The following is a 23624-nucleotide window of genomic DNA, read 5'->3' on the forward strand; positions in this document are numbered from 1 at the left end:
GTGCGATGCAGACGCTTCACCGGGGGATAACCCGATCCGCCCGGATTTTGTTCCCCACTCTAGCGGGGATCGGTGAATCCTGGAGGTTCTGTGAGCAGAAGCTCCTCCACCAGTTTAAGCGCTGCCTCCACTGAAGCGTCCCGGATGGCGGCCCGGTCACCGTCGAGATCGAGCAGCACCGCACCCGAGATCCAGTCCTCCCCCGTGTCGGGCGCCCCTTCGGCGGAGGACTCATGATCGTCGACCTCGCAGGCCTCGGGCAACCGCAGCCCGAACCGCTGGGCGGCGGACTTCCTGCAGGCCAGCCCCACGTACACGGTGCCGACCTCCTTGCCCTCATGAGGCTCCGGACCCGCGACACCGGTGGTGGACACCCCCAGCACGGAGCCGGTCGCCGAGGCCGCCCCGCGAGCCATGGACGCCGCGACGGCGGGGTCGACGGCGCCACGGGACTCCAGCAGATCCTCATCCACCCCCAGCAGTCCCTGTTTCACCGCATTGCAGTACGCGATCACTCCGCCGCGCAGCGCCGCAGAAGCACCGGGGACGTCGGCCAGGCGGGCCGCCAGCGAGCCGGCGGTCAGCGACTCGGCCGTGGCCAGGGTGAGCCCGCGATGGGCGCAACGTTGGATGATCTCCACCGGATCGGTGCGCCGCTCGGCCGCGTCCGCAATCTGCCCGGCCTCGCCGGAGATGTCCTGGCCGTCCTGGGTCCACCGCTCATGGGCCACGTCCGGGTCGGGGCGGTGGGCACGCACGGGTTCGGGCTCCTGCCAATGGGCCTCGACGCCTCCGGCGGTCTCCCCGCGGCTGCCCTCCGGTGCGTCCTGCTCTCCTCGGGCCATGAACTGGGCCTCCTAGGGGTCTCGGTCTCAGATCTCGACTGTCAGGGCTCAGCGCGCCGCGCGACGCAGCCGCAGTGCCGAGAGCACGTAATCGACGCCGGTGAGCACGGTGACGACCAGGGCCGCCATCACGATCCAGAATGCGACGTCGGCCAGCCAACCGGCGATGACCACCAGCGGGAGCAGCATCAGCTGCAGCCCTGCCGCCTGCAGCACCGTCTTGAGCTTGCCTCCCCGGGAGGCCGGGATGACGCCGTATCGGATGACCACCATGCGCAGCACCGTGACTCCCAGCTCCCGAGCCAGGATGACGATGGTCACCCACCAGGGCAGCTCGCCCAGCACAGAGAGCATCACCAGACCACCGCCGATGAGCAGCTTGTCCGCGATCGGATCGGCGATCTTGCCGAAGTCGGTGACGAGGTTCCGCGCGCGGGCCAGGTCACCGTCGATCTTGTCGGTGATCATGGCCGCGGCGAACAGGCCTGCCGCGGCCCAGCGCCAGCCGCCGTTGGTCGCCTCCAACCCGCCCTCGGCACCGGGAGCGGCATCGAGCAGCAGGAACCAGACGAACAGCGGCACCAGCACGATGCGCAGCATCGTGAGCGCGTTGGCGATGTTCAGCACCGGCGGCGGTTCTTCGGGGTTCGGCTGATCTCGGGTGGACGAGCTCACGCGGCTCCTCTTCTCGGCGGGTCGGGAGGCAGGCCCGGGACTGGCGCCCGACAGGTCACCGTCCGGTGAGCTGCCAGGCGTCCTCCGCGGTGGTGGAGTCGTGCCCGTCATGATAGTCCCTCGCCTCGGGGAGCGCGGCAGTGCGCTCGGCCAGGTCCCGCGCGATCAGATCGGCCGAGCTCAGCCCGGACATCGTGGATCCCCCGGCGGGCGGCGCTCCTCGGCCGGGCTGCGGCCGCACAGGGCCGGTCTCTGCGTGCTCGGTGCTCGCCGGGCGGGCCTGCTCGCTGACCTGGGCAGGCTGCTGCGGAGCGGCCTGCGTGGGCCCGGTCTCGGCAGGGATGCCGGTCGCGACGCCGGCCGCCGGCTCGAGGTCCACCGGGGCGCCCTCGTAGGCTTCGGGCGGGTCTTCGGACGGTGCCGCTGTGGGAGGCTCCTCCCCACGGAGGGTCGCCAACACTCCAGGCAGCTCCTCCGGGACGACCAGCACATCGCGCGCCTTGGATCCCTCCGAGGGCCCCACGACGCCGCGGGACTCCATCAGGTCCATCAGCCGCCCGGCCTTGGCGAAGCCCACGCGCAGCTTGCGCTGCAGCATCGAGGTGGAGCCGAACTGGGTGGTGACCACCAGTTCGGTGGCCTGCAGGAGCAGGTCCAGGTCGTCGCCGATGTCGGCGTCGATCTCCCGCTTCTTCGGCTCCATGGCGGCGACGGCGTCCTCACGGTACTGCGCCTTCAGCTGGGACTTCACATGCTCGACCACCGAGTGGACCTCGGACTCGTTGACCCAGGCGCCCTGCACACGCATCGGCTTGTTCATGCCCATCGGCAGGAACAGGGCGTCACCCTGGCCCAGCAGCTTCTCCGCGCCCACTGAGTCCAGCACCACGCGGGAGTCGGTGGCCGAGGAGGTCGCAAAGGCCATCCGAGAGGGCACGTTGGCCTTGATCAGGCCGGTGACCACGTTCACCGAGGGGCGCTGGGTGGCCAGCACCAGGTGGATGCCCGCGGCACGGGCCAGCTGAGTGATGCGGACGATGGAGTCCTCGACGTCGCGCGGGGCGACCATCATCAGGTCGGCGAGCTCATCGACGATCACCAGCAGGTACGGGTAGGGGCGCAGATCCCGCTTGGAGTCCGGCGGCAGCTGGATCTTCCCGGCCCGCACAGCCTTGTTGAAGTCGTCGACGTGCTTGTAGCCGAAGTGCGCGAGGTCGTCATAGCGGTTGTCCATCTCCTTGACCACCCACTGCAGCGCCTCGGCGGCCTTCTTCGGCTCGGTGATGATGGGCGTCACCAGGTGGGGCACGCCCTCGTAGGCGGTGAGCTCCACACGCTTGGGATCCACCATCACCATGCGGACCTCGTCCGGGGTGGCACGCATGAGCACCGAGGTGACCATCGAGTTCACGAAGGCCGACTTACCCGCACCGGTGGCTCCGGCCACCAGCAGGTGGGGCATCTTCGCGAGGTTGGCCACCACGTACCCGCCCTCGATGTCCTTGCCCACGCCCATCACCATCGGGTGCTCGGTCTTGCGTGCCGCGTTGGAGCGCAGGACGTCGCCCAGGGCCACGACTTCCTTGTCCTTGTTCGGGATCTCGATGCCGATGGCCGACTTGCCCGGGATGGGGCTGAGGATGCGGACCTCGTTGGAGGCCACGGCCAGGGAGATGTTCTTCTCCAGCGAAGTGACCTTCTCCACCTTGGTGCCCGGAGTCAGCTCCACCTCATAGCGGGTGACCGTCGGACCGCGGGAGAAGCCGGTGACCCGGGCGTCGACCTTGAACTGGAAGAAGGTCTGGTTCAGGGCCTCGACGATCTCGTCGTTGGCCGAGGTGTGCTCCTTCGGCGGCGGGCCGGAAGGCAGGATGGCCTGATCGGGCAGGGTGTAGGTGACGTCTCCGGCCAGCTCGAGCTGCTCCGAACGCACCGGCAAGGCCGAGGCAGGAGCCGGGGTCTCGGCCGGTGCCGCGGTCGGACTGACGGCGGCCGGCTGAGGGGCGTGAGCGGCAGCAGGCTGCGGTGCCGGCTGCACGGGCGCACCCTCGGAGGCGGCGTCCTCCTGACCTGCCGTCCCGGGCGCCTGCCCGGACTCGGCGGCCTTCCCGCGGGCACGCTGGATGGCCAGCTCCTGGGCGGTGGGGCGTCGCACGCCCGGAGGCACGGCCGGTGCGGCGGGCGTGGTGCCCTCTTCGAGGACGGGGCTGTCGTAGGCGCCGTCGCCGGCCTGCGCCATGGAAGCCTCGTCGGCTGACGAGTCGGAGCCGAACTGCTCCCCCTCCTGGGCCTCGCCGGCGTTCCTGGTGCCGAGGATCCGGGAGAGCAGGCCCTTCTTCGGGCGCTCCTCAGAGTCCTCGAAGATCTCGGCCTCCTCAGCCGGTGCGGCGTGCTGGGCACGGGAGCGGCGTGGCTTCCGGGCGTTCTTGTCCTCGGTAGCCTCCTCGGCGAGCGGCTTGGTCTCGGGCAGCGGCTCTGGCCGTTCGCCCACCAGGTACCCCTTGGCCACGGCGACACGCTGCGGGATGCGGCGCAGGGGGGTGTCGGTGAGGACCAGGATCCCGGCGAGCAGCACCAGGGAGAGGACCGCCCACACCGGGTAGGGGGTGATGAGGCTGGCCAGCGGCACGGTGGCCAGGTAGCCGATGATCCCCCCGGAAGCGAGCATCGACTCGAAGGCGGCGTTGAGCGCGGGCGTGCCATGGGCCAGATGGGCCAGGCCTGCCGCGGAGCAGAGGATGAGGGTCAGACCGATGGCGACGCGGCCGTTGCCCTCATGCTCCTGCGGATGACGGATGTAGCGCACCGCGGTGATCAGCAGCACCACCGGCAGCAGGGCCGAGGCCCAGCCGAAGGTGCCGGCCGTGCCGTTGTGCACGACGGCGATGCTCCAGTGGTCGTGCTGGCGCACGCCCCACCAGTCGACGACGGCGGTGACCAGCGCCAGCAGGATGAACACCAGCGCGGCGCCGTCACGACGATCCTCGGGGTGCACCTTCACCTGACGGCCCATTCCGCGGATTGCGGAGGCCACCGGAGTGGCGAAGGCCATCCAGAGGCCGCGCAGCGCGGAGGCCGCCAGGTTGCCCCGTTCGGGGTCCTGGGCGGTGGTGGAGCTCTTCTTCGACGTCTTCGCGCGGCTGGCAGCAGCTGAGGCGGACTTCTTCTTTCGTCCGTCCGTGCTGGCGGCGCGCGAGGGGGAAGTACGTGTCGCCATGCCAGCCAACTTACCGCGAGCGCGCCCCGATCAGCGTGATGGCCACACCTTTGGGCCGAATCGCCCCGGGAACACCGGAGGGCAGGTGCGCCCGGCGCCCCTGCCCTCCGTGGTTCCGCGGTGCGGATCAGGTCTCGACGATCACCGGGACGATCATCGGCTTGCGGCGCAGCTTGCGGCTGACCCACGAGCCGATCGTGCGGCGCACGATCTGCTGCAGCTGGTGTGTGGTGTGCTCCCGGTTCTCCTGGATGGCCTCGGTGAGCGCCCGGGCGATCTTCGCCTTGATCTCCTTGAAGACCTTGTCCTCTTCGGCGACGCCGCGGGCGTGGATGTCGGGGCCGGAGACGATCTGCCCGGTCTGCCTGTTCACCACGGTCACCACCGAGATGAAGCCCTCCTCGCCGAGCGTGCGGCGATCCTTGAGGTCGGCGTCGGTGATCTCTCCGACGGAGGAGCCGTCCACGTAGACGTAGCCGCACTCGATCTGACCGGTGACACGTGCGACGCCGTCGCGCAGGTCCACCACGGAGCCGTCCTCGCACTGCAGCACCCGCTCGGGGTCCAGGCCGGTCTCCACGGCCAGCTTGCCGTTGGCGATCAGGTGACGGGTCTCCCCGTGCACCGGCATCACGTTCTTCGGCCGCACGATGTTGTAGCAGTAGAGCAGCTCGCCGGCCGAGGCGTGCCCGGAGACGTGGACCTTGGCCGTGCCTTTGTGGATGACATCGGTGCCGAGCTTGAGCAGCCCGTTGATCACTCGGAAGACCGCATTCTCATTGCCCGGGATCAGGGAGGAGGCCAGGATGACCGTGTCACCCGCCCCCACCTGGATCTGGTGGTCGCCGTTGGCCATGCGCGAGAGCGCGGCCATCGGTTCACCCTGTGAGCCGGTGGACATCAGGACCACCTCGGAGTCGGGGTAGTTGTCCACCTTCTTCATGTCCACCAGGATGCCCTCCGGCACGTCCAGGTAGCCCAGCTTCGAGGCGATGCCCATGTTGCGCACCATGGAGCGCCCCACGAAGGCCACCTTGCGGTTGTGCGCGTGGGCGGCGTCGAGCACCTGTTGAACACGGTGGACGTGGGAGGAGAACGAGGCGACGATGATCCGCCGGCTGGAGGTGCCGAAGAGCTGGTCCAGGGTCGGACCGATCTCCTTCTCCGGGGTGGTGAACCCGGGGACGTCAGCGTTGGTGGAGTCGGTCAGGAACAGGTCCACGCCCTCCTCGCCCAGCTTGGCGAAGTGGCGCAGGTCGGTGATCCGGCCGTCCAGCGGAAGCTGGTCCATCTTGAAGTCACCGGTGTGCAGGACGCTGCCGGCCTCGGTGCGGATGAACACCGCCAGCGCATCCGGGATGGAGTGGTTGACTGCCACGAACTCGCACTCGAAGGGTCCGAACTCCTCGACGTCGCCCTCCGTCACCTCGAGGGTGTAGGGCTTGATCCGGTGCTCGGCCAGCTTCGCCTCGATGAAGGCCAGAGTCAGCGTGGAACCGATCAGCGGGATGTCCGGCTTCCGGCGCAGCAGGTACGGCACGGCCCCGATGTGGTCCTCGTGGCCGTGGGTGAGCACCACGCCGACGACGTCGTCCAGCCGGTCCTCGATGTAGCTGAAGTCCGGCAGGATCAGGTCCACGCCGGGCTGCTCCTCCTCGGGGAAGAGCACACCGCAGTCGACGATGAGGAGCTTGCCGTCGATCTCGAAGACCGCCATGTTGCGCCCGACTTCTCCAAGCCCGCCCAGGGGCACGATGCGCATCGTGCCCGGTTTCAGCTTCGGCGGGGTGATCAGGCGCTGTGGTGCCAAGGTGGTGGACCTCCTGGGTCGGGTGTGTCGGATATGTCAGAGTCTGTCATCGAGCGTACGTCCTGGATGGCTCCGCCACCTAGAACGAGCAGCTGTCAACCTGCGCCGGCCGATCGGACGACCGTTCAGAGGTTCCAGCCGGCCTCACGGAGGTCCGCGAGCACGAGTTCCTTCTCATGGGCGTTGGCCTGGACCAGCGGCAGGCGCACGTCGGCGTTGATGGGGAAGCCCAGCCAGTCGAGCACCAGCTTCGAGGAGACCGCACCCTGGACCCGGGTCATCATGCCGCGGATGACCGGGCCGAGCTCGCCGTGGACGATGCGGGCCTCCTTGAGGTCATAATTCAGCAGCGAGTCGATCATCCGGCGGAAGTGCGGGCAGGCCACGTGGGAGGTCACCGAGACGACGCCGACCGCACCCATGGCCATCCAGGCCAGCACGTTCTGGTCGTCGCCGGAGTAGACCTCCAGCTCGGTCTTGGTGAGCACCTCGGTGGTGGCGGTGATGTCGTTCTTGGCGTCCTTGAGCGACATGATGTGCGGGTGCTCGGCGAGCCTGAGGATCGTCTCGGTCTCGATGGCGATACCGGAGCGTCCGGGGATGTCATAGATCATCAGCGGCAGGTCCGCAGCATCGGCGACCGCCTGATAGTGGGCCAGCACGCCGTCCTGGCTGGGCTTGTTGTAGTACGGGGTGACCACCAGCTGCCCGTCGGCGCCGGCTCGCTCGGCGCGCCGGGCCATCTCCAGATCGTGGGAGGTGTGGTTGGTGCTGGTGCCGGCGATGACCTTCGCACGGTCGCCGACGGCGGACTTCGCGGCCCGGACCAGCCCTTCCTTCTCATGGTCCTCCAGCGTGGAGGTCTCCCCCGTGGTTCCGGAGACCACGAGCGAGTCGTTGCCCTCGTCCACGAGCTTCACGGCGAGCGCCTCGAAGGCCTCGTAGTCGACCCGGTCATCCTTGGTGAAGGGCGTGACCATCGCGGTGATGAGATGCCCGAAGAACGGGTCAGTCTGGTCCGGGTGCTTGACCTCGCCCTCAGTGAGGTGGAGGTCGAACTCGTGTGTCAGCTCGTTGTCGCTCGCCATGGGCAGTAGCCTACCGTCTGTGGACAGCCCCAGCACCGCCGGTGCGTCGCCGCGTCGCGGCCCCACCAGGCGCACCTCACGCATCTCCGGCGTCGACGCCGCACGCTGCCTCGCGCTCCTGGGCATGATGACCGTGCATGTCATCAGCACCACCGACGAGTTCACCGGCGATCCGACGCTCGCCGGCTGGCTGTTCACCGGTCGTCCCTCGGCGCTGTTCGCCCTGCTGGCCGGCGTCGGACTGGCACTGCTCAGCGGCGGTGCCGCCGGCGCGGGCTCACGCGAGCGGGTGGTCTGGAACCGGAAGGTGGTGGCCGTCCGGGCCCTGCTGATCATGGTCATCGGTCTCGCCGTCGCGGCCCTGGAGACCTCCGTGGCGATCATCCTGGTCCACTACGGGGTGCTGTTCCTCCTGGCCCTGCCGTTCCTGTCCCTGGGCGTGAAGCCGCTGCTGGGTCTGGCCGCCGGGTGGGTGCTGCTCGCGCCGCTCGCCTTCCGCTGGGTCTACACCGGGCTCGCCGAGGACATCGAAGGGTTCGCCGTGACCTGGCGGCTGTGGCACTCCCCCGGTTTCGCCGACCTGCTCCAGCCTGAGCTGCTCGCGATGGACCTCGCAGTGACGGGCTACTACCCGCTGCTCATCTGGCCGGCGTACCTGTTCACCGGCATGGCCGTCGGCCGGCTGCGCCTGACCGAGACGGCGGTGGCGGTGCGCCTGGCCGTCGTCGGGGCGCTGCTGGCCGCCTCCAGCTGGCTGGTGGGCCAGCTCACGCTGGTCACCAGCGAGGTGGTCTCGGATCTGGCCAGGACCTCGGGGCTGCCCGAGCCGGAGGTGCGTGGAGAGCTGCAGACCGGCACCCTGCTGCCGATCATCGAGGACGACCGCTGGTTCCTGCTCGCCACCCCGCACTCCGGGACCTCGATGGATGTGCTGCACACCGTGGGGACCTCCCTGCTGGTGCTGGGGGTGTGCCTGCTGGTGACCGACCGGCTGGGCCGGCTGGCCGCCCCGGTGGTGGGCGCCGGAGCGATGCCGTTGACCCTCTATGTGGGGCATCTGGTGGTGCTGCACCTCTGGCGCGACGAGGGCGGCCTGCTCCACACCGACGCGATCGGCTCCACGGAGATCATGGTGTCGCTCGTGCTGGCGGCGCTGGCCGGCGGGACGCTGCAGCAGCTGTTGGGACGCCGCGGCCCCCTGGAGGCGGTGACCCACGCCGCCGGAGTCGGTGTGGCCGGACGCCGGCCGCAATGAGCCGTCACGACGTCCCCGGGGGTCATGCCGTGTCCCCGCCGAACGATACGCTGGGGACCATGAGCCAAGCTGAGATTCGTGTGGCGGTGCTCGGCGCCCGAGGGCGCATGGGCACCGAAGCGGTGAGCGCCGTCGACGGCGCGGAGGACATGGAGCTGGTCGCCCGGCTGGGACGGAGCGACTCCCTGGACCTGGTGCGGGAGTCCGGCGCCACGCATATCGTGGACCTCAGCGTCCCGGACGCCACCGAGGAGAACGTACGCTTCGCCGTGGAGCACGGCATCCACGCCGTGGTCGGCACCACCGGCTGGGACGACGAACGGCTGGGACGCCTCCAGGCGCTGCTGGCACAGCATCCCGATACCGGCGTGCTGATCGCCCCGAACTTCGCGCTGGGCTCGGTGCTGGCCACCGCGTTCGCCGCGAAGGCCGCCCGGTACTTCGAATCGGCGGAGATCATCGAGCTGCACCACCCGGACAAGGTGGACGCCCCCTCCGGCACCGCAGCACGGACCGCGCAGCTGATGGGCCGCGCCCGGCGCGAGGCCGGCGTCGCCCCCTCTCCCGACGCGACCACCCAGGACCCCGACGGCGCCCGCGGCGCCACGGTGGAGGACGTCCATGTCCATGCCGTGCGCCTCCGCGGGCTGGTGGCCCACCAGGAGGTGCTGCTCGGATCCGCAGGTGAGCAGCTGACCCTCCGGCATGATTCCTTCGACCGTGCCTCCTTCATGCCCGGAGTGCTGCTGGGCCTGCGCACCGTGGCCTCGCGGCCCGGGCTCACCCACGGGCTCGACGGCTACCTGGATCTGGGCCTGTAGGCGGCATCCATGAAGGCGAAGATCTGGACCTCGCTGGTCATCCTGATGCTGACCATCTTCCTGGGTGCCGCCGGCTACAACGCCTGGCGGCTGCTCACCGCCGAGGAGACCGCCGCGAAGCTCATCGGCGTCGGCGCAGTGCTGGTGGTCGCCTTGGGCGTGTGGGTGCTGCTGCGTGAGCTGCTCTTCGGCCTCGGCTCGGAGCGGCTGGGGCGCATCCTGGCGGAGGAGGGCGGGCTGCCCGAGGACACCGTGGAACGCTCGCCCGGCGGACGGCCGAATCGCGAGCAGGCGGACGAGCAGTTCCGCCGCTACGCCACCGCGGCGGAGGCCACCCCTGAAGACTGGCGCAGCTGGTTCCGCCTCTCGGTGGCCTACGACGTCGCCGCGGACCGCGCACGGGCCCGCAAGACCATGCGCAAGGCCATTCAGATGCAGCGGGCCGAGGCCCGCGGCTGACCCCGCCAGGTGAGCAGCACGACCCCGCGGATCAGCACCACCGCGTATGTCTGTGTCCACGGGATCGGTGTCCATGACTCCGGGGACCTCGCCGAGCAGACCCGGGATGCTGTGCGGCGCGGCGCGGAGGCTGCCGGGGGTTCGCTGACCGACCTCCCCGTGGACTCGGCCGCCCCTGCCGAACTGACCCATCGCGCTCGCGTGGAGGTTCCCGGCCACGAGCCCTATCTCGCCGAGTTCCACGACGGCTGGTGGGACTCCGGGCTCCGGACGCCCCGATTCTGGGTGGTGCTGCTGTGGCTCCTGGAGATCGCCCCGTTCGCGCTGATCAGCGGCGCCGGAGGCTGGTGCGGCGACCGCTGGCGGGAGGCCGCGGACGGCGTCGGCGCCGTCGGGCGGGCCGGACGCCGGCTGGCGGCGCTGCTGACGTCCGCCGCGATGCTCGCCGCGGTACCGCTGGTCATCCTGGTGCTGCTGATCGTGCTCCCGCTGGCCGGGCTCGTCCCGCCCTGGCGTCGAGGGCTCCATCATGTGCTGGTCGAGGTGGTCGGGGACGTGTGGCTCTACCGCTCCGCCGCCCTCGATGACACGGTGCTGCCGCGCCTGCGCCGTCTGGTGGAGGTCGCGGCGGCACGAGCGGACCGGGTCACCCTGGTCGGGCATTCCCAAGGTGCCGAGCTCAGCCGTCGGGTGGCGCTGCGCACCGCACCGGAGCGCTGCGTGTGGGTCGGCTCAGGAGAGCATCAGCTCAGCACCCTGCGGGTGGTGGCGGCGAGCGCGTGGCTGCCACTGGTGGTGTGGCCGTTCGTGCTGGCGTGGCCGGCGTTCCTGCACCTGGCCCTGACCCGCGGCCTCGACGCCGTCGCCGAGGCGGGGCAAGGCCCCGGCGCCTCCGTCCACGGGGCCGGCGGGGAGCTGCTCTCCGGCGCCGCAGTCGTGGTGCTGGCCGCGGTGCTCTACGGGGCGCTGACCGCAGCGGTGGTCGGGTGGCTGCGCCGCCGGCCCGACGATGTGGGGCAGGTGCCGCAGAGCCGGATCTGGCACGTGAAATCGCTGCTGGATCCGATCTCCTGGGGGACGGTGTTCCCCACACGCATCCAGGCGGAGGATCGCGAGCCGTGTTCCCCCGACGCCGGGCTCGGCGAGGGCGACGACGGCGACACCCGGCGCGGCCAGGTATGTGTCCGGTATGTGCCCCCGCATCCGGAGGTCCCCTGGTGGGCAGAACACGTCACCTACTTCAGCCGCCCCGCCACGGGGGCGGTGATCCTTGAGGCGGGTCTCGCCCGTCCGGAGCCGGTGCTGCCCGGCACAGTTGCGCGGGTCCCGCCCTGGCTGGTGACGGCGGCGCCGGTGGCTGGGGCCGGGCTGCTGTGGATGACCCACCTGCTGGGCGAATGGCAGATCCAGCTGCTGCGGTGACGCTCTGCCCGGGTGCTCAGCGCCCGGCGGCGTAGCCCTGAGCTCCCCGCGGATTCGCCGCGGCGCTCAACCGCCCGGTGGCGGGGTCACGGGTCACACAGGAGAGCCGGCCCAGCGACCAGTTCCCGGCACGGGTGATCCGATGCCCTCGACGTTCCAGCCCGCTGATGACCTCCTCGCCCAGGCGGTCCTCGACGACCGCACCTCCGGGCTCCCAGGTGCGGGGCCAGAAGGAACCGGGCGACGAGGTGGTGTGCAGCGTGGGCGCGTCGATGGCCTGCTGCGGGGAATGACCTCCGACGAGCATGCGCAGCAGCATCGGCAGCTGCCACTGGTCCTGTTGGTCGCCACCGGGGGTGCCCAGTGCGATGATCGGCTGACCGTCCTTGAGCACCAGCGTCGGCGAGAGCGTGGTGCGTGGTCGGCGACCGGGCTCCAGCCGCGAGGGTGACCGCTCGTCCAACCAGGTCATCTGCAGCCGAGTGCCCAGGCAGAAGCCGAGCCCAGGGATGGTCGGTGAGGACTGCAGCCAGCCGCCCGAGGGGGTCGCGGAGATCATGTTCCCCCAGCGGTCCACCACGTCGATGTGACAGGTGTCCCCGCGGGTCTCCCCCGTCGCCTCCACCGTCTGCTCGCCCGGCCTGCTGACGGTGGGTTCCCCCACTCCGGCGCCGACTCCAGCACCGCCGGAGACCTGCTCAGCCTCCTCCAGCGGAGGCAGCACGGTCGAGCGACCTGGCAGCTCACCCGGCCGGAACTCGATGCTGGCGGTCTCAGCGATGAGCTCCCGACGTGCTGCGACGTAGGCTTCGGAGAGCAGATGATCGAGGTCGAGGTCCTCGTGGCCGTAGTGGGCGTCACGGTCGGCGAGGGCGAGCTTGAGCGCCTCCAGGATCAGGTGCGCGCCCCGCTCGGTGCCCGGGTCGAGGTCCGCGTCGGCATAGGCCTCGAGGATCTTCAGCACCTGGAGCAGCATCGGCCCTTGGCCCCATGCTGCGGTCTTGGCGATGGTGTGGCCGCGGAACTCCACGGTGGCGGGAGTCTCATAGCCGGCGTCGAAGGCGGTGAAGTCCTCCATGGTGATGACTCCGGCGTGGTCTCCGCCGTCGGAGTGGCGATGCGGGGTCGTGGCGAACTCAGCCGCCTTCTGCGCCACCAGGCCGGTCTTCCATTCAGCTCGGGCGGCCTCGATCTGCGCCGTGCGGCCCTCAGCCTCAGTGCCAGCGGCGAGGAGCCCCCGCAGCACGGCGGCGTACTCGGGGTTGCGCATCAGCGACCCCGGGGCGGGCGGCCGGCCCTCGGGCATCCACAGGGCCGCCGAGGTGGGCCAATGCTCGGTGAAGAGCTCGGACACGCTGCGGATGGCGGCGGAGACGCGCTCGAGCACGGGTGCACCGTGCTCTGCCAGGTCGATGGCGAACTCGAGCACCTCGCCCAGCGCCCAGGTGCCGTGGTCACGCAGCAGCACCAGCCAGGCGTCGACGGCACCGGGCACGGCGGCGGCCAGCGCACCTGCCCCGGGGACCGTGCTCAGGCCGAGACTCGTGTAGTGCTCGATGCTGGCACCTGCCGGGGCGGGACCCTGCCCCATGAGGATCTGCGGCGAGTCGGGAGTCTTCGCCGCGACGAAGACTCCGGTCATGTCCCCGCCGGGGCCGTTGAGATGGGGTTCGACGACGTGAAGCACGAAGGCGCCGGCGGTGGCCGCGTCGAAGGCGTTGCCGCCGCGCTCCAGCACCGCCTGGGCAGCGGCCGTGGCCAGCCAGTGGGTGGAGGCCGACATGCCGAACCGGCCCTGAAGGGTGGGGCGGGTCGTGGAGGTCTCGGCGTGGGTGAAGGTGGTGCTCACGAGCAGTGTCCTCTCAGGGGCGTCTCTCCGGTCCTCGGCAGGATCGTGCCGGGCCGCAGAGCAGTCGATGATGTGCGGTGCCGCCGAAGGGCTCAGTCGATGCCGACCCATTCCTTGGCGCCGTCGGCGAAGAACTGTTCCTTCCAGATGGGCACCTGGGCCTTGATCTGCTCCACCAGTTCGGCGCAGGCGGCGAATGCCTCCGCGCGGTGCGCAGAGGCGACGGCGACGACGAGCGCGTGGTCCCCGATGTGCAGGTCTCCGACCCGGTGGGCCGCCCAGATGCGCACACTGGGGTGGGCTGCGGCGACCTCCCGGGCCACCCGGGTCAGGGCTTCCTCGGCGCTGGGGTGGGCGGTGTAGCTCAAGCGTTCCACGGTGCGACCGCCGTCGTGGTCCCTGACGATTCCGGCGAAGTCGACCACGGCCCCGGCGGTCGGCGCCCAGACCTCGTGGTGAGCCCGGGTCGGGTTCAGCGGCTCTGCGCTGAGCGCGGCGTGGAGGAGTCGATGCGCGGCGGGGGCCGATCCGGCGTGGTGCAGGGTACCCTCCCGGGTCAACGGAGCGAGGCTCGCCGCCTCGGGCGAAGGGGTGTCGACATGTTCACTGGTCACCGGGGGATCCCCACTCGTCGTGCTTACGGAGGTCGGAGACCTGGTCACACAGGTGCGGGAGGATCTCCACCAGCACCTGCATGCCCTCCCGCACGGCCTTCGGCGAACCCGGGAGGTTCACGATCACCGTGCCCTCGGCGACGCCGGCCATCCCCCTGCTCAGGGCGGCCAGCGGGTTGTGTGCCCGGCCGTGGGCGCGCACCGCCTCCATGATGCCGGGGATCTCCTTGTCCAGCAGCGGGAGGGTGTACTCCGGGGTGAGGTCGTCCGGGGTCAGTCCGGTGCCGCCGGAGGTGATGATCACGGCGGGCGCCACCTGGACCAGCAGTTCGGAGATCGCCGCCAGCACGCCCTCTCCGTCCGGGATGATCACCGGCGGCCGGCAGCCGAAGTCGATCGAGTCGGCGAACTCGGCGATGATGGGCGCGCTCTGGTCCTCCCGCACCCCCTGGGCGGCGCGGGTGGAGACGATCACCGGGGCGATGATCCTCTCGCGGGTGCGATCGTCGTCGTAGGCGGGAGTCTCCGCCGACGGATGCTGAGGGTCAGTCATGTCTGGTCCATTCTCCGTGTTGTCCGCCGGTCTTGTGAATGACCTGCTGGTCGGTGATCACTGCGGCGCGGTCCACCGCCTTGATCATGTCGTAGAGGGTCAGGCCCGCCACGGAGACCGCGGTGAGGGCCTCCATCTCCACCCCAGTCCGGGAGGTGGTGCGGACCTCGGCGGTGATGAGCACCTCGCCGGGTTCGGGCTGGTCGACGGCGAAATCCACCGTGACCTTGCTCAGCGGCAGCGGGTGGCACAGGGGGACGAGTTCATGGGTGCGTTTGGCCGCCATGATGCCCGCGATGCGTGCGGTGGCCAGGGCGTCACCCTTGGGCAGCGCCCCCTGGACGAGCTGCGCGGTGACCGCCTCCCGAGTGCGCAACACAGCCTGGGCGCGGGCGGTGCGCGCGGTGACGTCCTTCTCCGAGATGTCCACCATGTGTGCGCTCCCGTCTTCGCGCACATGGGTCAGCGTCGGGGCCGACGGGCGAGGCTCCGCGGCCTCCGCGGAGCCGGGTTCCGGTCTGGTGTCTGTTCCGGTCACGGCAACGTCCTTCCGGTCAGCAGCAGGGCCTCGCGTTCGGCACCCGCCTCCACGTGGGTGTCCTCTTCGTGCAGTTCCAGAAGCACGTCGGCGCGGGCCAGATGGCCCAGCAGATGCGAGCTCGGTCCGCCCACCAGCCGAACCTCGGGAACGGGCTGGCCCTGCTCTGGGTCGGACGCAGCGGCCTCAGCCTCCGGCGCCGTGAAGACCGCGCGCCGGTACTGGGTGACCCCCGGCTTCGAGTCCACCGCCTCCTCCAGCCGTACGGTGAGCCGATGAGGGGGCGGGCATGCGGCGTCGAGCTCTGCGAGCGCGGGGCGCACCAGGGTCTCCAAACTCACGGCGCAGCTGACCGGGTTGCCGGGCAGGCAGATCACCGCCACCGCGGGCTGGCGCCCCTGGGCAGGGATCAGTCCCCAGCCCTGCGGCCCTCCGGGCTGCTGCGCCACGGAGCCGAACTCCACGCCGCGGCTCGCCAGTCCCTGGCGGACCACTTCGAAGGCTCCGGCGCTGATTCCACCGGCGGTGACCAGCAGCTGAGGGTCATGCTCGGCCAACAGGGCCCAGACCACGTCGGTGAAGATCTCGACGTCATCGGCCGTGGCCGAGGCGGCCTGCACGTCGACGCCGAAGCTCTCGAGGGCCGCGATGAGCAGCGGAGTGTCAGCGTCGTACAGCTGTCCCGGGTGCAACGGACTGCCGGGCTGTCGCACCTCGTCCCCGGTGGAGAGCACCAGGGCGCGCGCTCGGGGACGGATCCGCACATCGGGCAGCCCGAGGGCGGCGAGCAGGCCCAGCACGGAAGGGGTGAGCACGTCTCCCACGCTGAGGACCCGGTCCCCGGCCTGGACGTCGGAGCCGGTGCGGCGAATGAAACGGCCAGGCTGCAGGTCGTCCTCGGTGAGGCCGGTGAAGGTGATCTGTGCCGGTGAGGCGTCCCCGGCGTCTTCAGCGGCGCCCGGTGCCGAGGGTGCGGGCAGGATCTGTTCGAAGCGGCCAGCGGTGGTGCGCTCCACCGGGACCACGCAGTCTGCGCCCTCAGGGATGGGTGCACCAGTCATCACGGCGAGCACTCCACCGGGGGGAAGCTCAGGGGCCGCCGCGCCAGCCGGAACCACGCCGGCCAGGGGCAGAGTGCTCTCACCCGCTGCGCTGAGGGCCTGGGTGCGCAGATCCTCAGCACGCACGGCGAAACCGTCCATCTGGGAGTTGTCGAAGCTGGGCAGCGGGCCGGGAGCCTCGACGTCGACGGCGGCCACCCGGCCCACCAGGCCGGAGTCGGTGACCCGCCGTCGCTCCGTGCGGGGGCGGGCCGGATCCTCCAGGGCTTCGGCCAGCAGACCGCGGAGTCTCTCCACGTGTTCGGGCACGGAGGTGCGGCGGGTGGCCGGAACGGACGGGGATGGTGCTGTTGCTGGCGCCATGGGTGCGAGTGTAGTACCCGCCTGTGACATGGGCGTCTTCTCCACGGCCCCAGGCGCCCCGTCGGACGGTCCACAGGCGCCTGGAGGGCGGCCCACAGCCGATGCGGCGGGCCGGGCCTGGGGTCATGCGACAGAAACACTCGGACCCGTAGCATGGGGGTATGGAGGAACTGGCTGCGGGGAACGCTGACGCCGAGGGCGCGCAGCTCGGGAGCGCCCGGCCGCAGGAGTCCTCCTCGGACACTGAGGCGCCGGCGTCTGCGAACGGACCGCACCGTGTGCCGCTGGGCATGCCGAGCCTGCCGGCCCGGCCTGGCCAGCCCCTGCCCGGGGCCGAGGACGCTGATCCTACCCGCGGGCTGCTGGACCGCTTCGGCCGGCGCGCCACAGATCTGCGCATCTCGCTGATCGACAAGTGCAACCTGCGCTGCACCTACTGCATGCCTGCGGACGGGCTGCCCTGGCTCTCCAAGGACGAGCTGCTCACCGCCGAGGAGATCCGCCGGCTGGTGCGCATCGGCGTGGATACCCTGGGGGTGCGCGAGCTGCGCCTCACCGGCGGCGAACCGCTGGTGCGGGCGGATCTGCTGGAGATCATCGCCGGGATCCGGGCAGACCACCCCGACCTGCCGATCGCCATGACCACCAATGCCATCGGCCTCGAGCGCAAGGCCGCCGCGCTCGAGGAGGCCGGCCTGGACAGGGTCAACGTCTCGCTGGACTCGCTGCACCCGGAGACCTTCGCGCAGCTCACCCGCCGAGACTCGCTCAACAAGGTCCTGCGTGGGGTGGAGGCCGCTGCGGCGGCCGGGCTGACGCCGCTGAAGGTCAACGCGGTGCTGATGCGCGGGATCAACGAGCGTGAGGCACCCGATCTGCTGGCCTGGGCGCTGGCCCAGGGCTACGAGCTGCGGTTCATCGAACAGATGCCGCTGGACGGCGACCAGAACTGGCGCAGCGAAGGCACGGTCTCAGCCGCTCAGACCAGGGCGCTGCTCTCCGAGCGGTTCCAGCTGCAGCCCGATGCCGAGCCTCGCGCCGGCGCACCGGCCGAACGTTTCGAGGTGCTCTCCCTGGACGGCACGCCGCTGGGACGGGTCGGGGTGATCGCCTCGGTCACCGAGCCGTTCTGCGCGGACTGCCGTCGCACCCGGATCACCGCCGAGGGCAAGGTGATGAGCTGCCTGTTCTCCCACCAGGAGGTCGACCTGGCCCACCTGCTGCGCGACCCGGCAGCCGACGACGACGCCGTGGCCCGCCGCTGGGCCGAGGCCATGTGGCTCAAGCCGGCCGCGCACGGCACCGATCGTCCCGGCTTCGACCTGGACTCCTTCACCCGCCCGGGCCGCTCGATGTCGGCGATCGGAGGATGATCCGATGACCACCGCACCGCACGACCCGGTCACCACGACCGCCGACGGGACCCTGACCGTGCGGCTCTTCGCGGCGGCTGCCGAGGCCGCCGGCGTCGAGGAGCTGGACCTGAGACTGTCCGGGCCGACGTCGCTGGCCGCGGTGCTGGCGCGGCTGCCCGGTGCCGTGGGCGCCGGTGATCCCGGCGAGCCCGGGGAGTCAGGTCACCCGGGGGACCTCGAGCAGCTGCCCCGCGTGCTGGCGCGCTGCTCCTTCCTGGTCAACGGGGTGCGGGCCGCGGCGGAGACCACACCGCTGAAACCCGGGGATCAGGTGGACGTGCTCCCGCCCTTCGCCGGCGGCTGAGCCGGGGCCGAGCACCCCCTACATCCAGACGCCCGTCATTCAGGAGCCGCTTCCGCGCACCGTGACACCAGGACCGCTCCTCCACGGACGATCGGTCAGTTGAGCTCGACGTCCGGCAGCTCGACGACTTCACGGTCACCGAGCGGTTCCTCCAGCTCCACCACCACGGAGACGTAGAGGGCCTCCTGGGTGCAGGGCTGGTCGGCGGCCTCCGGCAGCCGGCCGGAGACCGTGGCGATGCGGACTTCCTCAGCGTCCTCCTCGACCACTGTGCGGACCCCGTAGCAGCTCAGGTTCCCGGAGTAGAACATGACCTCCAGCTCCGTCTCGGAGAGCTCCTCGTAGGCCTCCCAGGTGGCCTGGACCTCCTCGATGAGTTCGGGAGTCTCCTCCACCTGCTGCGGCGTCGGCTCCGGGACGCCGGTCTCACCGTCGCCGCCGTCCTCAAGGTCTGTCTGGGCGACGTCGGAGTCCGGCTCGTCGGGATCGGTCATGTCATCGGACCCCTGGGGCTCATCGGCTGCGGCGTCGTCGTCGGGACCCTGCGGCGAGGGCCCCGGTGCGGTAGTCACCCGGCCCTCATCAGGTTCGGGGGCGTCCTGCTCCCCTCCCCCGGCACATCCGGACAGCAGCAGGGCGCCCATCAGCGGAGTTGCGAACGCCACGGCGCGGCGCCGGAGGCGCGATCCAGGGCGTGTCCGCCCGGTGTCCGCCGATCCGGCGATCGAGAATCCACAGGTAGAATCATGGCGACGTCGACGGTTCATCAGGTGCTCCTCTGCTGCGGGTCAAGGGTGCGCAACGTGTGTTCGCCCGGCCAGTGGGCGCTCAGCTCCTGCATCGCGGCGCGGGAGTCCTCCACGCTGACCACATACTCATGTCCGGAGGTGACGATGCGAAGCGTGGGCCCGTCGACGAGGTACTGCGTGGCCTCGGCTTCGGACTTCCGGCCCCACACAGCGATCAGCTGGGTGCGGGCGCCGGTGCGGATCTGCTGCACCGCCTGCCAGGGGACGATCTCGGCGGACCAGATCCCTGCACGCAGGCGCAGCCCCTCGCCGACCACGCTGAGCCTGACCCGCAGCAGCGAGGACCAGGCGAAGACCACACAGGCCAGCAGGATCCCACCCAGGATGGGCAGGGCGCTGGCCGTGGACCAGCCCCAGGCCAGTGCGGGAAGAGCCACGCCGACTCCGGCCAGGCATGCGACCAGCTGATGGCGTCGGTCCAGCCCGACGTCGCTGATCAGCTGTTCCTCCATGCGGTCACTGGCCCTTCCGGGCATCCAGGCTCCTCACCCTCCGGTCGTCCTCGGTGCCGTCGGCCGTCCAAAAGACCAGTGTAGGAGCGGGGGCCTGCCCCCGTCATCAGTGGGCCTCCACCCCGCGGCCTGGTGTTCAGCCATCCCGACCGGGCCGGACGACCGTGGTCGCCCGCGGCGAGTCCGCCAGCCGGCCCGCCACGCTGCGCACGTCCTCAGCGGTGACGGCCTGCAGCTGAGCGAGCGTGTCGGAGATGTCGACGAACTCGCCGCGCACCAGCTCGGAGCGCCCCAACCGGGACATGCGTGAAGAGGTCTCCTCCATGCCCAACACGGTCCCGCCGCGCAGCTGGCCCTTGGCACGGCTGAGCTCCTCCTCAGTCACCGGTGCTGATGCGATGCGCTCCAGCTCAGCGGTCATCACCGCGATGACGCTGTCCACCTTCTCCGGCAGGCATCCGGCATAGAGGCCGTAGCAGCCCGCGTCGGTGTAGGCGGCGGAGAACGAGTATGTGGAGTAGGCCAGGCCGCGGCGTTCGCGGATCTCCTGGAACAGCCGGGAGGACATCCCGCCGCCGAGGATCGCGTGCATCACCGAGAGGGCGAAGCGATCCTCGTCGGCCGCGGAGAGGCCGCGGCCGCCCAGGATGACCTGCGCCTGCTCGACGGGTTTGAAATGCTCCTCCACCCCTGCCCGAACCGGGATCACCTGCTCCTGCCCCACCCGGCGCGGCGCCGGGTCCTGGGAGACCGTGGTGTCCCAGGCGGAGGTGTCCAGGGCCTCGTCGATCATCCGGCACAGCTGATCGTGGTCCAGTCCGCCGGCGGCGGTGATGACCAGCTCGTCCGGCCGGTACCAGCGGGTGAAGTGGGCCTGGACGTCGTCGCGGGTGGCCGTGCGGATGTCAGCAGGGGTGCCGCCGATGGGCCGCCCCAGCGCGTGGCCGTCCATCACCTGGGCGGAGAAGCGCTCGTGGACGACGTCGTCGGGATCGTCCTCGGCCATGGCCAGCTCCTCCAGGATGACCCCGCGCTCGGTCTCCATCTCCTGCGGATCCAGCGAGGCGGAGGTGACCATGTCGGTGAGCACCTCCACGGCCATGGGCAGATCGGCGTCGAGCACCCGGGCGTAGTAGCAGGTGGACTCTTTGCCGGTCATCGCGTTGGACTCTCCTCCGACGGCGTCAAAGGCGGCGGCGATGTCCAGGGCGGAGCGGCTCGGAGTGCCTTTGAACAGCAGGTGCTCCAGGAAGTGGGTGGAGCCGTGCTGGTGCTGGGCCTCGTCCCGCGAGCCCACCGCGATCCAGAAGCCGATGGTCACCGAGCGCTGGCCCGGCATGACCTCGGTGAGCACCCGGACGCCGGAGGGCAGGACGGAGCGGCGCACCGTGGAGCCGGCGTCGGAGTTGAGGATGCCTTCGGTGCGGGGGGCGATGGTCACGCGCATGGGGTGAGGGTGCTCCTGCTGGATCGAGGGTACGCCCGGCGTGGGGCCGGGAGCGACGGCAAGGTGCCAGGGTAACCCAGGAGCCAAGGTCACCGGCCGGAACGCGTGCGCCGGCCGGCATCGGTGTCCCGGCTCAGGCTTGCGGGCTCTCGCCGACGGCGCCCTGCTACTTCCAGCCGTCGAGCACTCCGGCGGCCTTCTCCGCCAGCGTCATCTGCAGCAGCGGGCCGAAGCTGACCCGGGAGACGCCCAGCTCGGTCAGCCGTGCCAGACCGAGCCCGTCGGGGACCGCCCCCTTCTCCGGATGGGCGGTGACGTTCAGCGGCGTGCGGATCTCGGCCAGGATGGTGCTGAGAACCTCCTCAGAGGGCAGACCGACCGGGTAGAGACTGTCGACGCCGGCCTCCTCCATGCGATGGAGCCTGTGGAGCGTCTCGGAGAGCGGGTCCTTGAAGTCCCCGGCGTGCTTGTAGACGTCGGTGCGCCCGTTGATCACCAGGTGTACCCCGGCTTGGTCGGCGGCCTGCCGGATCCCGGCCAGGTAGTCGGCATGCTCCTGGGCCGAGCGCATCGCTCCCCGGGAATGGGCGACGTCCTCGATGTTGATGCCCACGACGCCGGCGGCCAGCGTCCGTTCGACGAGTTCAGCCGGTGGGGTGTCGTAGCCGGATTCCAAGTCCGCGGAGACCGGGATGTCCACACCGGCGGTGATGCGGGCGATGGCCTCCAGGGCCTGCTCCAGACTCATCGCCTCGCCGTCGGCCGCGCCGAGGGAGTCTGCCAGCGGGTGGCTGCCCACGGTGAGCGCCTCGAAGCCGGCTTCCTCGATGAACCGCGCGGACCAGACGTCCCAGGCGGTGGGCAGGACCACCGGGGCCTGCCGGTGGTGGAGGTTCAGCAGGGTGTCAGCGCGGGCGGCGAGCTCGGCGGTGCTGGGAGCGGGGGTCATGGTGAGGTCCTCTCGGGGTTTGCGGGATGGGGGGGTCGAGGTGTGTGAAGCGGGGGGGAGGCTGCCGGCTCGGGCGGAACGACCGGTCACCGACCCAGCACGTGCCGCAAGGCCTCCTCCAGGGTGGGGTGGCGGAAGGCGTAGCCGAGATCCAGAGCCTTCTCCGCGCTGGCGTCCTGGTCCGCCATGACCAGTTCCCGTGACCCCTGGGCCCCCAGCAGGAGCTTGGGGCCGAAGGAGGGCGTGGGAAGCGCCGAGGGCCGCCGGAGCACCGCGCCGAGGCACCGGGCGTAGGCCCGCGCCGTGACGGGGGCAGGAGCGACACCGTTGACCGGGCCTCTGGCCGACGGGGTCAGGGCCAGGTGGACGATGAGCCCCGCGATGTCATCCAGGCTGATCCAGCTCTGCATCTGAGGGCCTCCCAGCGGGCCGCCCACCCCGACGGCGAACAGCGGCAGCATCTGCTGCAGTGCGCCTCCGGAGGGTGACTGCACGAGGCCGGTGCGGATGGTCGCCACACGCACGCCTGAGGTCTCGGCCCGGCGGGCCGCGCTCTCCCAGGCCCGGCACACCTCGGCGAGGAAGTCCGTGCCGGAGGGCATGCTCTCGGTGAGCTGACCGGCGGCTCCGACTCGGTCCTGCGCAGTGGCGCCGTACCAGCCGATGGCCGAGCCGCTGATCAGGGCGCGCCCCCTCGGGCTGGTCTCCTCCAGGTGGGCCAGCGTCTCAGCGAGGAGAGTGGTGCCGTCCACGCGCGAGGAGCGCACCCGGCGCTTGTGCTCATCGGTGAATCGGGAGGCCAGCGGCCGGCCGGCCAGGTTGATGACGACGTCCACGTCTGCGAGCGCCTGCTCGTCCAGCTGCCCGGAGTCCGGATCCCAGGCGATCTCCCCGACTCCGGTCTCCGACTCCCCCGCCTCGGTCCGGCTGAGGTCCCGACGGACCAGCCGCCTGACCTCGATGCCGGCACCGCCGAGCAGCGCGCAGACCTGGGTGCCGATCATCCCCGAGGCACCCGAGACGGCGACCACCTGGGGACCGTCCGCGCAGGCGTCGTCCGCGACGTCCAGATGGGATCGACGCTCTCGCTGCTGGGAGGCCAGTCGGCTATGGCTCTGATGGAAGGCGAGGTCCTGGGCCGTCTGGTGGGCGCGGAAGGTGAAGACCCGGTGCAGCTCCTGCTCCAGGCTGTGCTGGATGCGGCGTCGCAGCGGACCGGGCAGGCGGGATTCGGCCGGATGCTGGTAGGTGATGGTCTCGCGCAGCAGGGTGCCCTGGCCCTGGTCCAGGAACTCCCGCTCGTGGCGCCAGCTGTGCATGGGCCCGGAGATCATCACATCAGTGAATCCGTGGCCCGGGCGGAAGTCCTCATGCCGGGAGTGCCAGGCCAGTCGGCTGCGCGGAGAGAATGGCAGCACGGAGCCGGCCAGGCCGGCGGCGGCGGTGGCGCTGGCCCCGAAGAGCCCGGGGAGGTTGAGCGTGATCCGGGATTCCGCGCCGTCGACGGGGCCGTCCTCCGGCTCGGCGAGGACCTCACCGGCGAAGGGCGGGTGCAGCCGGGTCAGCGCACCGCGGCGGGTGTACCAGGCGAACACGTCGTCGCGGGCGAATGGCAGATACGTCTCATGCTCGAATCGCGACATCGGCCCTCCCGGCCCGGACTCCTCGGCCGCTGACG

Annotated in this window: 21 protein-coding genes; 6 read left to right on the forward strand and 15 right to left on the reverse strand. The window is 70.8% G+C overall.

What is annotated here, in order from left to right:
* Window positions 1-59: 59 nt before the first annotated feature.
* The 5 genes from ODE13_RS00680 to dapA all read right to left on the reverse strand — a co-directional run bounded on the left by ODE13_RS00680 (window position 60) and on the right by dapA (window position 7635).
* On the reverse strand, window positions 60-845 hold the full coding sequence (locus tag ODE13_RS00680) for a nicotinamide-nucleotide amidohydrolase family protein (RefSeq protein ID WP_322477540.1): 786 nt from the start codon (window positions 843-845) through the stop codon (window positions 60-62).
* A 48-nt stretch (window positions 846-893) separates the two neighbouring features.
* Window positions 894-1520, reverse strand: a complete 627-nt coding sequence (gene pgsA / locus ODE13_RS00685) for a CDP-diacylglycerol--glycerol-3-phosphate 3-phosphatidyltransferase (RefSeq protein WP_322477541.1) — start codon at window positions 1518-1520, stop codon at window positions 894-896.
* Window positions 1521-1575: 55 nt separating this feature from the next.
* A complete protein-coding gene (locus ODE13_RS00690) occupies window positions 1576-4737 on the reverse strand; it encodes an FtsK/SpoIIIE family DNA translocase (protein WP_322477542.1) in 3162 nt (1053 codons plus the stop codon).
* A gap of 127 nt (window positions 4738-4864) precedes the next feature.
* Entirely contained in the window at window positions 4865-6499 is a 1635-nt protein-coding gene (locus ODE13_RS00695; RefSeq protein WP_179543193.1) for a ribonuclease J, read from the reverse strand.
* Between the two features lie 173 nt (window positions 6500-6672).
* Complete coding sequence (gene dapA / locus ODE13_RS00700) at window positions 6673-7635, reverse strand: 4-hydroxy-tetrahydrodipicolinate synthase (RefSeq protein WP_322477543.1); 963 nt, start codon at window positions 7633-7635, stop codon at window positions 6673-6675.
* 19 nt (window positions 7636-7654) lie between these two features.
* On the opposite strand from dapA, the gene ODE13_RS00705 reads away from it, so the two are divergent.
* Genes ODE13_RS00705 through ODE13_RS00720 form a run of 4 tightly spaced genes read left to right on the forward strand, consistent with a single transcriptional unit; the run spans window position 7655 to window position 11592 of the window.
* Window positions 7655-8890 (forward strand): heparan-alpha-glucosaminide N-acetyltransferase domain-containing protein, encoded by a 1236-nt coding sequence (locus ODE13_RS00705; protein ID WP_322477544.1) that lies wholly within the window; start codon window positions 7655-7657, stop codon window positions 8888-8890.
* Between the two features lie 59 nt (window positions 8891-8949).
* Window positions 8950-9711, forward strand: a complete 762-nt coding sequence (dapB, locus tag ODE13_RS00710) for a 4-hydroxy-tetrahydrodipicolinate reductase (RefSeq protein ID WP_179542407.1) — start codon at window positions 8950-8952, stop codon at window positions 9709-9711.
* A gap of 9 nt (window positions 9712-9720) precedes the next feature.
* On the forward strand, window positions 9721-10170 hold the full coding sequence (locus ODE13_RS00715; RefSeq protein WP_322477545.1) for a hypothetical protein: 450 nt from the start codon (window positions 9721-9723) through the stop codon (window positions 10168-10170).
* A gap of 9 nt (window positions 10171-10179) precedes the next feature.
* Window positions 10180-11592 carry a hypothetical protein gene (locus ODE13_RS00720; RefSeq protein ID WP_322477546.1) on the forward strand — a complete coding sequence of 471 codons (1413 nt, stop codon included), beginning with the start codon at window positions 10180-10182 and terminating at the stop codon, window positions 11590-11592.
* A gap of 16 nt (window positions 11593-11608) precedes the next feature.
* Here the strand turns inward: ODE13_RS00720 and ODE13_RS00725 are convergent, their stop codons facing one another.
* From ODE13_RS00725 to glp, 5 genes are all read right to left on the reverse strand, one after another.
* Window positions 11609-13375 (reverse strand): gamma-glutamyltransferase family protein, encoded by a 1767-nt coding sequence (locus ODE13_RS00725; protein WP_322477878.1) that lies wholly within the window; start codon window positions 13373-13375, stop codon window positions 11609-11611.
* A 158-nt stretch (window positions 13376-13533) separates the two neighbouring features.
* The gene (locus tag ODE13_RS00730) at window positions 13534-13983 is read right to left on the reverse strand and encodes a molybdenum cofactor biosynthesis protein MoaE (RefSeq protein ID WP_322477879.1); all 450 of its coding nucleotides are present in this window, start codon (window positions 13981-13983) and stop codon (window positions 13534-13536) included.
* Between the two features lie 61 nt (window positions 13984-14044).
* Entirely contained in the window at window positions 14045-14608 is a 564-nt protein-coding gene (locus tag ODE13_RS00735; RefSeq protein ID WP_179542403.1) for a MogA/MoaB family molybdenum cofactor biosynthesis protein, read from the reverse strand.
* On the reverse strand, window positions 14601-15041 hold the full coding sequence (gene moaC, locus ODE13_RS00740; protein WP_322477880.1) for a cyclic pyranopterin monophosphate synthase MoaC: 441 nt from the start codon (window positions 15039-15041) through the stop codon (window positions 14601-14603). The genes ODE13_RS00735 and moaC overlap by 8 nt, the downstream gene beginning before the upstream one ends.
* Window positions 15042-15142: 101 nt before the next feature.
* Window positions 15143-16570: a gephyrin-like molybdotransferase Glp gene (gene glp / locus ODE13_RS00745; RefSeq protein ID WP_322477547.1), complete on the reverse strand. Its 1428-nt coding sequence runs from the start codon at window positions 16568-16570 to the stop codon at window positions 15143-15145.
* A 290-nt stretch (window positions 16571-16860) separates the two neighbouring features.
* On the opposite strand from glp, the gene moaA reads away from it, so the two are divergent.
* The gene (gene moaA / locus ODE13_RS00750) at window positions 16861-17943 is read left to right on the forward strand and encodes a GTP 3',8-cyclase MoaA (protein WP_416210522.1); all 1083 of its coding nucleotides are present in this window, start codon (window positions 16861-16863) and stop codon (window positions 17941-17943) included.
* A 4-nt stretch (window positions 17944-17947) separates the two neighbouring features.
* On the forward strand, window positions 17948-18289 hold the full coding sequence (locus ODE13_RS00755; protein ID WP_322477549.1) for a MoaD/ThiS family protein: 342 nt from the start codon (window positions 17948-17950) through the stop codon (window positions 18287-18289).
* A gap of 95 nt (window positions 18290-18384) precedes the next feature.
* Here ODE13_RS00755 and ODE13_RS00760 read toward each other — a convergent pair whose 3' ends face one another.
* The 5 genes from ODE13_RS00760 to ODE13_RS00780 form a co-directional block, all read right to left on the reverse strand.
* A complete protein-coding gene (locus ODE13_RS00760) occupies window positions 18385-18954 on the reverse strand; it encodes a hypothetical protein (protein ID WP_322477550.1) in 570 nt (189 codons plus the stop codon).
* Window positions 18955-19055: 101 nt separating this feature from the next.
* The gene (locus ODE13_RS00765) at window positions 19056-19574 is read right to left on the reverse strand and encodes a hypothetical protein (RefSeq protein ID WP_322477551.1); all 519 of its coding nucleotides are present in this window, start codon (window positions 19572-19574) and stop codon (window positions 19056-19058) included.
* A 112-nt stretch (window positions 19575-19686) separates the two neighbouring features.
* Window positions 19687-20997, reverse strand: a complete 1311-nt coding sequence (locus tag ODE13_RS00770) for a pitrilysin family protein (RefSeq protein ID WP_322477552.1) — start codon at window positions 20995-20997, stop codon at window positions 19687-19689.
* A 166-nt stretch (window positions 20998-21163) separates the two neighbouring features.
* Window positions 21164-21946 carry an isocitrate lyase/phosphoenolpyruvate mutase family protein gene (locus tag ODE13_RS00775; RefSeq protein ID WP_322477553.1) on the reverse strand — a complete coding sequence of 261 codons (783 nt, stop codon included), beginning with the start codon at window positions 21944-21946 and terminating at the stop codon, window positions 21164-21166.
* Window positions 21947-22032: 86 nt separating this feature from the next.
* A complete protein-coding gene (locus tag ODE13_RS00780) occupies window positions 22033-23589 on the reverse strand; it encodes a TIGR01777 family oxidoreductase (protein WP_322477554.1) in 1557 nt (518 codons plus the stop codon).
* Between the last annotated feature and the right edge of the window lie 35 nt (window positions 23590-23624).

This window comes from Nesterenkonia sp. HG001, assembly GCF_034438835.1.
Taxonomy (GTDB): Bacteria; Actinomycetota; Actinomycetes; order Actinomycetales; family Micrococcaceae; genus Nesterenkonia; species Nesterenkonia xinjiangensis.